The following is a 13,079-nucleotide window of genomic DNA, read 5'->3' as shown; positions in this document are numbered from 1 at the left end:
GGCTGGAGCTTGGAGCGCCTGCCCATGACCATCCGCCTGCTCGTTCCCATCCTCGCCTGCAGCATGGCGGTTGCAGGCGAACCGCCAGCCACCATCCCCGGCGCCGATGCCTTCGTCAAAGCCGTCACCACGCTGGCGGAGCAGGGACAGGCCCAGGCCCAGTACATCCTGGGCATGATGCATGAGGACGCCATCTGCTTCCCCAAAAGCTACCCGGAGGCCTTCCGGTGGCTGAAGAAGGCCGCCGACCAGGGGCACGCCGAGGCGCAATGCGAGGTGGGCCTGCTCTATGGCAACGGGCATGGCGTGTCCGCCGACCAGGTATCGTCGGTACGCTACTTCCGACTCGCCGCCGACCAGGGGCATGTCCGGTCCATGCGCTACCTGGCCCTGAAATACGCCAGGGGCCTGGGCACGAAACGGGACGACGCCGAATCGCACAACCTGACCGCCCGGGCCGCGGAAGCCGGCGACATGGCTTCCCAGCTCATCCTCGGCGACTGGTACACCAAGGGCGGCATCGTCCCGGACTACTCGAAGGCCCTGACCTGGTACACCGCCGCAGCCGATCAGGGATTGCCGACGGCCATGTTCAGGCTGGGCACCTGCCTTGAGCAGGGGATGGGCACGGAGGCGGATCCGGTCCAGGCCCTGACGTGGTTCCGGAAGGCGGCGGATGGGCACGAACCCGATGCCCTGCTGCGCCTGTCGAGCCTCATGGCCTCCGGGGAGATCCAGCCGAAGGATCCTTCGTTGATCGCGAAGTGGCGGGGAGAATCCGAACTCCAGGCCGGGCGGCCCAGCGCCGGAACCCCTGGCGGGGTCATCGGTGGCGTGGTCGGAGGCCCCTCCGGCGGACCCGCATCCGCCCCGTTCTCGCAGAAGAAGGAGGCCGCCGAGGCCGGGGATCCCGAGGCCCAGGTGGCCCTGGGAACCATCTATGAACAGGGGCGCCTGGTGCGACGGAACCTGACCGAGGCCATGAAGTGGTACCTGGCGGCGGCCCGGCAGGGCCACGTCCCGGCCTGCTACCTGGCTGGCCGCTCCTATGAACGGGGGATGGGGACGAAGGCCGACCTCAAGGAAGCCCTGGCCTGGTTCCAGAAGGGCGCCCAGCAGCAGGACGCGGATTGCATGCTCCACCTGGCCTTCATGCATGACCACGGGGTGGGTCTGGCCAAGGACCCCGCCAAGGCCGCGGCCTGGCGGTCCCAGGTGCCACTCCCCCCGCTGCCCGAGACCAGGGCGCCAGGCTGGCGGGATGAGCGTGCCCCCGGGGGAGTCCCCGGGGGGATGCCGGCCCTGCCGGCAGGGATGGCGAATGGGCTGGACCAGGCCGACGGCCGCCCGAAGATCGTCGATTTCGATTTCAGCCAGATCAGGATCCGGTACCAGCCGCCGGCGCCCCCCTACCCACCCCTGGCGAAGATCGCCAAGATCCAGGGCACGGTGGTGGTGGAGATCGTCGTGGGGCCGGATGGCGTCCCCGATGGCACGCATGCCGTGGAGGGGCCGCCCCAGCTGAAGAGCTGTGCGGAAGAGTACGCCTCGCGCTGGCGGTTCATGCCGGCGCTGCTCAACGGCACCTCGGTCTACGCCCGGTTCAGGTTGACGATGCCCTTCCGGCTTCGCGAGCTTTGAGAACCATCCTCCACCCGGTGAGGCGGCCCGATCGATCGCCCGGTCTGCTCGCAAACCTGCGGTTTGCGAGCTAGGAAAAGCGTTTGGAACTGCGGAGCAGTTCCTATCTCCAGGATTCAGCCGCTAGGCTGGATCCTGGAGCCCTGCCCGATGCCCCGTCAGATCCGAATCGCCCTCATCCTGATCGCCCTGCTCGCCCTGCCGGCCACGCTGCACTTCGTGCGGCGCACGCAGCGCCGGGCCCTGGTGCCCCAACCCCGGGGCTTCGTCCTGGGCCTCTACGCCGGCGTGCCGGACTACGACTATGCCGAGGAGCTGGACCGCATCGCCGCCACCGGGGCCACCTGCGTGAGCCTGCAGGCCATCTACCGCATGGACACGGGCCACAGCGTGGAGATCCGCCGCCATCCCACCTCCAGCCCCACCGAGGCGGCCCTGCGCCGCACCTTCCACCAGGCCAGGGTGCGCGGCCTGCGCATGATGTTCTTCCCCACGATCAACATGCGGGACGAGGCCGAGAACGCCGAGTGGTGGCGGGGCAACATCAAGCCCGACGACTGGGACCTCTGGTGGCGGAACTACACGGCCTTCAACGTGCGGCTGGCGGCGCTGGCCCAGGAGGGTGGCGTGGAGTGGTACAGCCTCGGCACCGAGATGGCCTCCACCCATCCCTTCCCCGACCAGTGGCGGCGCCTGGCCGCCGCGGTGCGGCAAGTCTTCAAGGGCAAGCTGGTCTACAGCGTCAACTTCGACAGCCACGACAGCTTCACCTTCGGCGACTGCCTCGACGTGATCGGCATCAACACCTACGACCCCATCGCCAAGTACGACGACTACCCCACCCCCGAGCAGATCCGCGACGCCTGGTGGTGGATCGTCTACAAGGCCCGCACCCTCACGGCCCGGTTCGGGAAGCCCGTGATGATCACCGAGGTGGGCTACCCCTCCGTGGCCCACGCCCACGTGGGGCCCTGGGACTTCCGCACCGACAAGCCCCTGGACCTGGCCCTGCAGGACCTGCTGCTGAAGGGTGCCTTCGGCGTATTGCGGCACTGGAGCGACGGCGACGCGGTGTTCTACTACCTCTACGGCGAGCACCTCAAGGTGAAGCCCGTGGGCGGCCCCACGGACCGCACCTACGCCGTGTGGGGCAAGCCCGCCGAGGCCACCCTGCGGAAGTACTTCCGCGAGCCCATCTGGGACCGCCACCTGCCGCCCAGGGCCGAGAACATCCACGAGGCCGTGGTCCAGTCCCTGGTGAGCTGGCACCGGAAGCTGCGGGACTACGAGGACGCCGAGCTGCCGCCCTGGGTGCTGGACTGGGAGGCCCGGAATCCCCAGGATGGCGCGGAGGCCCGGGCCATCCTGGCCCTGGAGCCGGCCCCGACCCGCAAGATTCCCAAGGGCGAGGCCCGCTAAGGGTGCCCGGCCCGGGCCTTCCCAGGGTTATGCTAGACCTCGCATCATGAGCCTACCCACCCGCCCCCGCCCCATGCCCATGCCGGAAGTCCCCACCAAGACCCTGCTGGTGGTGGAGGATGACCGCGCCACCCTGAGCCTCTACCGGGCCGGCCTGAAGGGCCTGCAGGGCTTCAAGATCATCATGGCGGAGAACGGCGGCCAGGCCCTGGCCATGCTGCGCAACGAGCCGGTCCACGTCCTGGTGACCGACCTGAACATGCCCGTCATGGACGGCTTCAACCTCATCGCCAAGGTGAGCCGCTTCTACCCCCAGGTGCCCATCATCGTGATGACGGGCCTGGACGAGAGCCAGCACCTGAACACGCCCCTGCAGCTGGGCGCCATCCGCATCCTCACCAAGCCGCCCCGCCTCACCCTGCTCATGGACGCCATCCGCGCCGCCGCCCAGTTCGAGCCCGCCGGCATGGTCCGGGGCATCGGCCTGAACAGCATCCTGCAGCTGCTGAACTGGGAGAAGAAGTCCTGCACCCTCACCGTGAAGTCCGAGGCCGGCATGGGCCTGCTCTACCTCAAGCTCGGCGAGGTGGTGCACGCGGCCTACCGCGCCGACGAGGGCCTGCCCGCCGCCTACGAGATCCTCTGCTGGGACAAGCCCGACATCGAGTTCGTGGAGACCTGCCGCGTGGAGCCCAGCATCGACCTGCCCCTCACCGAGCTGCTCATGAACGCCGCCATGATCTCCGACCACCGGAACCCGGAGTTCGGCGAGGCCTAGGTGGTCTGACCAAGCCCCGCCGATGGGGCCGGCCTTGACGGTTCGCCCGTAAATCGGCCCGAGAATGGGACTTTCGTCAAAACCCAACCGGGGGGTCAGCGATTGGGCCCCCAATGGGCACCCTTGGGGGAATAATGGCGCCTGTGCGGCCCCGCGGGGGCCCCTTCCCAGGCAGGTGTCCATGTCCCAGCTGAAGCCCTTCCGCGCGTACCGCCCCCGGCCCGAACTGGCCGCCCAGGTGGCCGCCGTTCCCTACGACGTGGTGAACACCCAGGAGGCCGCCGAGCTGGCCAAGGGGAACCCCCACTCCTTCCTCCACGTAGGCCGCCCCGAGATCGACCTGCCCGCGGGCATCGACGTGCATGCCGACGAGGTCTACGCCAAGGGCGTGTCGAACCTGCGCGGGCTCATCGAGAGCGGCACCCTGTTCCACGAGAACACGCCCTGCCTCTACGTCTACCAGCAGAAGATGGGCGACCACGTGCAGGCCGGCCTGGTGGGCCTCTGCTCCGTGGAGGAGTACGAGACCGGCCTCATCAAGCGCCACGAGTTCACCCGCAAGGACAAGGAAGACGACCGCACCCGCCACGTCACCGAGCAGGCCGCCAACGCCGAGCCCGTCTTCCTCACCTACAAGGCCGTGCCCTACATCGACCACATCGTGAACGACATCCGCAAGCAGGTGCCCGTCTATGACGTGGTCACCCCGGATGGCATCGGCCACACCGTGTGGGTCGTGTCGGGCGAGACCGTGGTCTACGAACTGGTGCACCTCTTCAACGGCGTGGAGGCCCTCTACATCGCCGACGGCCACCACCGCACCGCCGCCGCCATCCGGTACGGGCAGTACTGCCGCGCCGAGGCCCAGCTCAGGGGCGAGGCCCTGGACGGCGACGAGCCCTGGGAGAGCTTCATGGCCGTGGTCTTCCCCCACGACCAGCTGAAGATCATGGACTACAACCGCGTGGTGAAGGACCTCAACGGCCTCAGCCAGGAAGCCTTCCTGGAGAAGGTGCGGGAGACGTTCGACGTGGCCGTGTCCACCCACCGCGCCGCCCAGGCGCCCACCACCTTCGGCATGTATCTCGGTGGCACCTGGTACGAGCTCAAGGCCAAGCCCGGCAGCTTCCCCGCCAGCGATCCCGTGCGCGGCCTGGACGTCAGCATCCTGCAGGAGAACCTGCTGAACCCGATCCTCGGCATCGACGATCCCCGCACCAACACCCGCATCGACTTCGTGGGCGGCATCCGCGGCATGGACGAGCTGGAGCGCCGCGTGAAGGAAGGCTGCGCCGTGGCCTTCTCCGTGTATCCCACCTCCCTCACCCAGCTCATGTCCGTGGCCGACGCCGGCGAGGTCATGCCGCCCAAGTCCACCTGGTTCGAACCCAAGCTGCGCTCCGGACTGCTGGTCCGGATGTACGAAGGCTGAACGGAGATCCCATGCACATCCTCATCGCCGATGCCTTTGACGCCAAGCTGCCGGAGCGCCTCGCCCCCTTCGGCACCGTCAGCTCCGACATGGCCACTCTGGGCCAGGCCACCGCGCTCCTCGTCCGTTCCAAGACCAAGGTCGATGCCGACCTCGTGGCCAAGGCCCCCAACCTCAAGCTCGTCATCCGGGGCGGCGTGGGCATGGACAACGTGGACAAGAAGCTCTGCGCCGAGAAGGGCATCAAGGCCGTCAACACCCCCCGGGCCAGCAGCGTGGCCGTGGCGGAGATGGCCATGGCCTTCATGGTGGCCATCCCCGCGCGCCTCATCGAGGCCCACACCTCCATGAAGGAGGGCAAGTTCCTCAAGAGCGAGCTGAAGCGCACCGAGCTCTTCAAGAAGACCCTGGGCCTCATCGGCGCCGGCAACATCGCCACGGAAGTGGCCAAGCGCGCCCAGGCCTTCGGCATGGAGGTGATCGCCTACGATCCCTACCTGAAGGAGCACCCCATCGCGCGGCTCGTGGGCCTCGACGAGCTGGCCGCCAAGGCCGACGTCATCAGCATGCACCTGCCCCTCACGGATGAGACCCGCGGCATGATCAACGCCGACTTCCTGGCCAAGGCCAAGGACGGCCTCATCCTCATCAACACCGGCCGGGGCAAGTGCATCGTGGATGCGGACGTGGCAGCCGCCCTCGCCAGCGGCAAGCTCCGCGCCTACGGCACCGACGTGTGGCCCAGCGATCCGCCGCCGGCGGACTGCCCGCTGCTCACCGCCCCCAACGTCTTCATGGCCCCCCACCTGGGCGCCAGCTCCAAGGAGAACCTCGGCCGCATCGGCGATGAGGTCGTTCTGATTCTTCAGGATTTTAAAGGCTGAAACCGCGAATGACGCGAATGGGCGCGAAGGAAGATCTCCTGTTCAAGGACGAGGCGTTTGCCATCGTGGGTGCCGCCATGGAGGTCCATTCCGTGCTTGGCCATGGGTTCTTGGAGGCCGTCTATGCGGACGCCATGGCCCTCGAGCTCAGTCGTCGCGGCATCCCATTCCTGCGGGAAATCCCCATCGCATTGAATTACAAAGGGGAAATCCTGTCTCATACCTACCGGGCGGACTTCCTGGTTTATGGTCAAATCATCCTCGAGCTGAAGGCCATCAAGGCCCTCGGCGATCCAGAACGGGCCCAGGCCCTCCACTACCTGAAGGCCACAGGCCATGCCCTCGCCATCCTGGCCAATTTTGGAGCCCCCAAATTGGATTGGATGCGCTTGATCCTAAGCACCTGATCCTGTTTCGCGCCCATTCGCGAAATTCGCGGTTACGTTTTTTTTGGAGGTTCCCATGACCCATCGCGCGATCAACTTCTACGCCGGCCCCGCCGGCCTGCCCCTGCCCGCCCTCGAACGCGCCAAGGAAGAGCTGCTGGACTTCGCCGGCACGGGCATGTCCGTCATGGAGATCAGCCACCGCTCGAAGGAATACGACGCGGTGCACGAGGAGGCCATCGCCCTCACCAAGGAGCTGATGGGCATCCCCGACAACTACAAGGTGCTCATGCTCCAGGGCGGCGCGCACCTCAGCTTCGGCATGATCCCCCTCAACCTGCTGCGCGCCGGCCGCAAGGCCGACTACATCGTCACGGGCAACTGGGCCGAGAAGGCCACCAAGGAAGCCAAGCTCGTGGCCGGCGACAACGTCCGCGTGGCCGCCAGCACCAAGGAGCAGAAGTTCAGCCGCCTGCCCTTCGACAGCGAGATCAAGGTCGGCGCCGACAGCTCCTTCGTGCACTTCACGTCCAACAACACCGTGGAAGGCACGCAGTGGCAGGAGTTCCCCAAGGTCGGCAACGTGCCCTACGTCTGCGACATGAGCTCCGACTTCATGTGGCGTCCCTTCGACGTGAGCCCCTTCGGCCTCATCTACGGCGGCGCCCAGAAGAACCTGGGCCCCTCGGGTGTCACGCTCACCATCATCCGCGAGGACTTCCTCGAGATGTGCGAGGCCCAGGACCTGCCCAGCTACCTGCGTTTCAAGCTGCACGCCGAGAAGAACTCGCTCTACAACACCCCGCCTACATTTGGCATCTACATCCTGCGCAACGTCCTGGCCTACAACAAGAGCCTGGGCGGCCTGAAGGCCATCGAGGCCGCCAACCGCCAGAAGGGCGAGCTGCTCTACGGCTGCATCGACAAGCACGCGGGCTTCTACAAAGGCTTCGTCACCGAGAAGAGCCACCGCAGCCTCATGAACGTGGACTTCTTCCTGCCCACCCCCGAGCTGGACGACCAGTTCGTGAAGGAGGCCAAGAAGGCCGGCATGGTGGGCCTGAAGGGCTACCGCGACATCGGCGGCATCCGCGTCAGCACCTACAACGCCGTCACCGTCGACAACGTGAAGACCCTCGTGGACTTCATGGAGCAGTTCGTCAAGACCAACGGGTAGGCACCATCCCGATCCAAAGCGCGGACCTGGCCCGATGGCTGGGTCCGTTTTCTTTGGGGCTCATCCAGATCAACGGAGGAACACAGAGGACACAGAGGAAGAGCCGACTGATTTCAGCCGGAGATGAACGGCGATAAAGCAGGGCATTCCCCGCATGGGCCCGCCTTCGGCGGCTTCCGGCCCAGCCGGAAGTCACCCAGGGGCACCGCCGCCGAGCTCCCAACAGGCTCGGTGGCGGCGCCCCTGGGTGGAGCCCATGCTGCGTGACAAACGGCCCCATCACCGTCCATCTCCGTTCATCTCCGGCAAAAGGCTTTTCCATCAATCCCCGTTGCGGTGTTCATCGGTGGTTCCCCTTTTTGGCCTTTTCTTTGTGTCCCCTGCGACGCCTGGCGTCCTCTGCGTTCCACTATTCCGGCCCATGAAGCCACGGATAGGCCATCTCCCAAGTTCCAGGCCCCAAAGTCCCGTTCTTGGGTTTCTTTGCCCGCGGGCCGATGACATGCCAGCGCCCGTGGCGCCTGCCTGGAACCGACCCGCCCCCCATGGAACCCGCCCCGACCTGGCTCGACTGCCTGCAGACCCTGGCCGCCACCGAGACGGTGCGCCTGGAGGCCATCGGCGGCGAAGCCCTGGACGAGCTGCTGGCCCGGGGACTGATCCAGAAGGACGAGCGGCCCAAGCAGGTCAGCCTGGAATCCCGGTACGAGGCCCTGCAGGAGACCCACCGCCACATCCTGGAGGCCCGGGGCTGCGCCGAGCGCCTCCACCGCCGCATGGCGCCCCGGTCGCGCTTCGCGGGCCTGCTGGGCGTGGGGGTCCCGCCGCCCCCGGGGCCGGACGATCCCGACGTGGTGCGCCTCCTGGACCTCCTCGAGCTTCTGAAGATCCAGGTCCGCGGCGTGAAGGACCTGGACCAGATCCCCGCCCACCTCGACCGCATCCAGGAGTACATCCAGGTGGAGGGCCGCGAGTGCCTGGACCGCCTGGCCGACACCGACCGCGAGATCGACACCATCCAGAAGCAGGCCCCGCCCGGCACCCACGTGGAGCCCGGGGGCTTCTACACCCTCACGCCGGCCGGCGAGGCGGCCCTGCCCGAGGCCCCCGTGATGGAGGCCTTCGAGGCGGCCCTCCAGACGGCCTTCGGGCCGCTCACCCACCGCAGCGCCAGCTCCTCCCACTTCCGCGAAGACCCCGCCAGCCTCCTGTCCCACCTCCTGGAGGGCATGGCCCGGGGCGGGCGGCCCTCGGCCCTGGTGTCGGAATACGAGCACCTGCTGGAGGCCTATGACCGGGTGTCCGTCTTTTCCGAGCTGCGCTCCCTGCGGGCGAAGATCGCGTTCCTCGTGCGCCTGCTCCGGGCCTCGCGCGACGAGCCCAAGCGCGCCTACCTGTGGTGCAACCGCGAGCGGCTGAATGCCCTGGTGGCCCGCATGCGGCCCCTGGTGCCCAGCTCCGTGGCCGCCTCCGGCTGGCACCTGCCCTACGCGGCGGACCTCTTCCTCGCCGACGGCGGACTGGCCGGGGACGAGGGCCAGGCCGAAGGGCGCACCCACCTGTTCGAGGCCGTCCACCGCGTGCAGGCGGAACTGCTGATGGACACCCGCATCGCCGACGGCCAGTTCGTGCGCCTGGTCCTCACCCTCACGCACGCGGCCCGGATCCGCAACTTCACCCCGGGCATCCTCATGGAGCGGTTCGTCCGGCAGGCCTACGAGACCGTGCTCGAGGCGGCCATGGAGGCCCCCTACCAGCTGGGCGACCGCGGCACCCGGCTGCTCTTCGGCGCCCACCTGGCCCATGCCGCGGGCTTCGCCAAGCCCCACCTGAAAGCGGCCCTGGAGGCGTTCAAGGTCCTCCATGAGCGCCTGCAGGGCGACGGCCACGGCAGCACCCTGCCCGTGCAGACCCAGCTGCACGCCTTCGCCACCCTGGACCGGTTGACCCGCCTGGGCGCCCCGTTGCCGCTCGAGGCCTACGCCGGCCTGCTCGCGCGACTGCGCAAGCGCCTCCGCCACCACAAGGTCGTGGCTCGCGCCTTCCGCACCGAGCAGGCCCAGGCGGAGGACGAGGCGGCCCTCATCGCCAACCTCGCCGCCCGCGTCTGCTTCCAGGGGCTGGCCATCCCCGACGGCGCCAGGCGCCACCCCGACGCCGGCATGGCGGGCCTCTACGAGCTCAAGGAGGCCGGCCTGCCGCCCCTCCTGGGCAGCCCCTTCGGCACCCTGATGCTGAGCTGAGCCTGGGTGAAACCAGAACAAGGCGGTCGCTGAAAAGCAGACCTGCTTAACACCGATGAACACCGATAAAAGATGATGAACACCGATCGAGATGGGGCGTCCGTGCATCGCACGGGCTGTACCCCGAGGGCGCCTGAGGCGCGCTTTTTGGACGCGATCCAGGCGCCCTCGGGATCACTTCCGGCCAGGCCGGAAGCCGCCTCCGGCGGGCCCGCGCGGCGAACACTACGACCCCTTCGTGTAATAGCCCACGATGCCCCGCTCCCAACCATTCCTGAATGAACCAACAACCTGCGTGCTTTATCTGTGTTCATCAGCAGTTATCGGTGTTCATCGGTGTTCCAATCTTTCATTCACTCCCGCCCAGCACCACGACGAGCTCCCAATCCCTCTCGGTTCCCGATGCAGTCCCTCATGCCTCTGCGGGGCTCTGCCCGGGGGAGACGAGTTCCTCGATGCGGGCGTCCTTGTCGGCCCACATGGCCTGCACCCAGGTCTGCATGCGCGCGCGGAAGGCGGGATCGCCCTCGTAGTCGCCGCCCAGCAGGTCCTTCGGGATCTCCAGCTCGCGCACCCGCACCACCACCTGCCGCACCTTGCCCGAGAGCAGGTCCCAGAAGGTGGGCACGCCGCCGGGGTAGACGATGGTGACGTCCAGCAGGGCGTCGAAGCGCTCGCCCATGGCGCTGAGCGCCGTGGCCAGACCGCCCACCTTCGGCTTCAGCAGGTGCCGGTAGGGGGACTGCTGCGCGTCGTGCTTGGCGCGGCTGAAGCGCGTGCCCTCCAGGAAGTTCATCACCGACGTGGGGACCAGGCGGAACTTCTCGCAGGCCTTGCGGGCCGTGGCCAGGTCCGCCGAGCGGCTGCCGCTGCGGCGCTTCATGAAGGGGAAGTCCAGGGCCCACCAGGCCAGGCCCATGACCGGCACGTAGAGCAGCTGGCGCTTGAGGAAGAACTTCAGGAAGGGCACCCGCCGGTGGAGCACCTTCTGCAGCACCAGGATGTCCACCCAGCTCTGGTGGTTGCTGCTCACCAGGTACCAGCCCCGGCGGCGCAGGCCCTCGAGGCCCTGCACGTCCCAGCGGATGCGCTGCACCAGGGCCATCCAGACTCCGTTCACCCCCACCCAGCTCTGGGCCAGGGCCATGAGCACCCGGTCCACGACCCGGCGCACGGCCGCGAAGGGCAGCGCCAGCTTCAGCAGGGCGAAGGGGATCATGCCCGAGAAGATGGCGATGGTGTTGGCCGCCAGCACCGAGCTGGCGAAGCTGCCCTTCAAGGTGGACCCAAGCCGCTTGAGCATTCCCGTCCCCGACCGGTCCCGGGACCGGATCGATCAGCATAGCGGGTCCGCGGGGGGTGACGGCGCACGGGGCGCAGCCGGGGCTCCGCCCCGCTATCCTGGTGGACGAAGGCCCGGAGGAAGTTCCATGCGACTCAGGCGATGGACGCTCACGCTGCTGCTGCCGGCCCTGGTCCTGCTCTCCGTCCGGGCCCAGGACAGCCAGGTCCTGTGGCAGCCGGCTGCCTTCACCTGGGTGAAGCGCGTGCCCGCCGAGCCCGGCGCCGCGCCCAGCGCCCACCCCGCCCAGCTCAGCCCCGAGGCGCTGCGGGCCCTGCTGGCGCCGGTGAAGGTGCAGGTGGACCGGAAGCAGGTCCCCCTCTTCGGCCGGGATGAGCTGAAGGAGCTGGCGCCGATCCTCAGCGAGGCCCTCGCCCAGGCCCGACCCGGCGAGGACCTCCTCCTGCTCAGCACCTGCCGGCACGGCGGCGGGCTCATGGAGCCGACCGAGGGCCTGACGGCCAGGCTCTTCGTGCAGGGGGATGCCCTGCACCTGCTCGTCCACGACGCCCGACTGGAGTTCCTGATCGCCTACCAGGCCATGAACGTCCAGCCCAGCTTCACCTACGGCGCCCGCGCCAAGGCCTCCCCGGAGGTGCTGCAGGCCCCGGGCGCCGCGCGTCTGCGCCCCGACTGGCTGGCCCTCCCCCTGGCCGCCCCCGGGCCTGCGGCCCCGCCCGCCCCGGCGGCGGTCCCCCCGGCACCCGTCGCCGCCACCGCCCCCAGGCCCCCGGCCCCGCCCGCCGCGACGGACGACGACGCGGCCTACCAGGCCAAGGCCCAGCGCCTGCGCACCCTCAAGCGCCTCCGCGAGGAGAACCTCATCAGCGACGCCGAATACCAGGAGCGGCGCGAGGCCATCCTCAAGGCCCTGTAGGCGGCCGGATCCGGCTGGAGGCCGGGTGGCGCTATCCTGGTCGCCACCGGGAGGACGCATGCGGACCACAGGGACGACCAGCAGGGGATGGATGATCGCGGCGTTGCTGGCCCTCGTCCCGCCCAGCGCCCTGGCCTCGGAGCCGGACCAGACCCAGTGGCGGCTCGCCAACTTCACCTGGCTGAAGCTGGTGCCCGCCGAGCCCGGCGCCCCCGCCAACGCCCACCCCGCCAGCCTCGGCGACGAGGCCCTGGTGGCCGCCCTGGGCCCCGTCCAGGTCACGGTGGAGGGCCAGAGCATCCCCCTCTTCGCCAAGGATGAGCTGAAGGGCCTGGCCCGGCCCCTGCGCGAGGCCCTGGCCCTGGCCCGGCCCGGCCACGACCTGATCCTGCTCAGCACCTACAAGCGCGGCGGCGGCTTCATGGAGATGCCCGTGGGCCTCACCGCGCGGCTCTTCGTGGCGGACGGCGCCCTGAACCTCATCGTCCACGACGCCCGGCTGACCTTCATGGACCGCTACTCGGCGGACCGGACCCTGCCCACCTTCACCTACGGCTCGCGCACCGCCGCCTCCGGCGTGGCGCTCGAAGCCCCCCAAGCCACCCGCCGCCGCGCCGACTGGCTGAGCTTCCCCCTGGCTCCGGCCCCCGTCCCGGCCGCCGCGGTGGTGCCGGCCCCGGCCGCCGCGGTGGCGCCGGCCGCGCCCGCCACCCCCAAAGCCGCTGCGGCATCAGCTCCGGCCCCGGCCCCCGGCCCCGCCGTGCGGGACGAGGCCTTCTACGAAGCCCAGGCCCAGCGCCTCCGCGCCCTGAAGAAGCTGCGCGACGAGAACCTCCTCAGCGAGGCCGAATACCAGGAGAAGCGCGACGCCATCCTGAAGACGCTGTAGGGGTCAGTCTC

At 68.8% G+C, this 13,079-nt stretch carries 11 protein-coding genes; 10 read left to right on the top strand and 1 reads right to left on the bottom strand.

The genetic code is table 11. The features are described from left to right. Positions 1-24 precede the first annotated feature (24 nt). The 8 genes from QOZ81_RS03255 (at position 25) to QOZ81_RS03220 (ending at position 9,960) form a co-directional block, all read left to right on the top strand. A complete protein-coding gene (locus QOZ81_RS03255) occupies positions 25-1,641 on the top strand; it encodes an energy transducer TonB (protein ID WP_291201681.1) in 1,617 nt (538 codons plus the stop codon). A 150-nt stretch (positions 1,642-1,791) separates the two neighbouring features. Then, entirely contained in the window at positions 1,792-3,060 is a 1,269-nt protein-coding gene (locus tag QOZ81_RS03250) for a glycoside hydrolase family 113 (protein WP_291201684.1), read from the top strand. A 46-nt stretch (positions 3,061-3,106) separates the two neighbouring features. Then, positions 3,107-3,838 (top strand): response regulator, encoded by a 732-nt coding sequence (locus QOZ81_RS03245; protein WP_291201687.1) that lies wholly within the window; start codon positions 3,107-3,109, stop codon positions 3,836-3,838. A 181-nt stretch (positions 3,839-4,019) separates the two neighbouring features. After that, entirely contained in the window at positions 4,020-5,270 is a 1,251-nt protein-coding gene (locus QOZ81_RS03240) for a DUF1015 domain-containing protein (protein ID WP_291201690.1), read from the top strand. Between the two features lie 11 nt (positions 5,271-5,281). Further along, a complete protein-coding gene (locus QOZ81_RS03235; protein WP_291201693.1) occupies positions 5,282-6,154 on the top strand; it encodes an NAD(P)-dependent oxidoreductase in 873 nt (290 codons plus the stop codon). A gap of 8 nt (positions 6,155-6,162) precedes the next feature. After that, complete coding sequence (locus QOZ81_RS03230; protein ID WP_291201696.1) at positions 6,163-6,561, top strand: GxxExxY protein; 399 nt, start codon at positions 6,163-6,165, stop codon at positions 6,559-6,561. 55 nt (positions 6,562-6,616) lie between these two features. Continuing rightward, a complete protein-coding gene (serC, locus tag QOZ81_RS03225; protein WP_291201699.1) occupies positions 6,617-7,717 on the top strand; it encodes a 3-phosphoserine/phosphohydroxythreonine transaminase in 1,101 nt (366 codons plus the stop codon). Between the two features lie 545 nt (positions 7,718-8,262). Continuing rightward, positions 8,263-9,960 (top strand): hypothetical protein, encoded by a 1,698-nt coding sequence (locus tag QOZ81_RS03220; RefSeq protein ID WP_291201702.1) that lies wholly within the window; start codon positions 8,263-8,265, stop codon positions 9,958-9,960. 412 nt (positions 9,961-10,372) lie between these two features. Here the strand turns inward: QOZ81_RS03220 and QOZ81_RS03215 are convergent, their stop codons facing one another. Then, positions 10,373-11,263 (bottom strand): acyltransferase, encoded by an 891-nt coding sequence (locus QOZ81_RS03215; protein WP_291201705.1) that lies wholly within the window; start codon positions 11,261-11,263, stop codon positions 10,373-10,375. 127 nt (positions 11,264-11,390) lie between these two features. Between QOZ81_RS03215 and QOZ81_RS03210 the strand changes: the two genes are divergently transcribed. Together QOZ81_RS03210 and QOZ81_RS03205 are read left to right on the top strand one after the other, a co-directional pair. Beyond that, positions 11,391-12,179, top strand: a complete 789-nt coding sequence (locus tag QOZ81_RS03210) for an SHOCT domain-containing protein (protein ID WP_300715339.1) — start codon at positions 11,391-11,393, stop codon at positions 12,177-12,179. A gap of 58 nt (positions 12,180-12,237) precedes the next feature. Further along, the gene (locus tag QOZ81_RS03205; protein WP_291201714.1) at positions 12,238-13,068 is read left to right on the top strand and encodes a hypothetical protein; all 831 of its coding nucleotides are present in this window, start codon (positions 12,238-12,240) and stop codon (positions 13,066-13,068) included. Positions 13,069-13,079 lie beyond the last annotated feature (11 nt).

Source organism: Geothrix sp. (assembly GCF_030219325.1).
Classification (GTDB): domain Bacteria; phylum Acidobacteriota; class Holophagae; order Holophagales; family Holophagaceae; genus Geothrix.
Note: the sequence above shows the minus strand (reverse complement) of the source record. Positions and strands in the feature narration are given on the sequence as shown.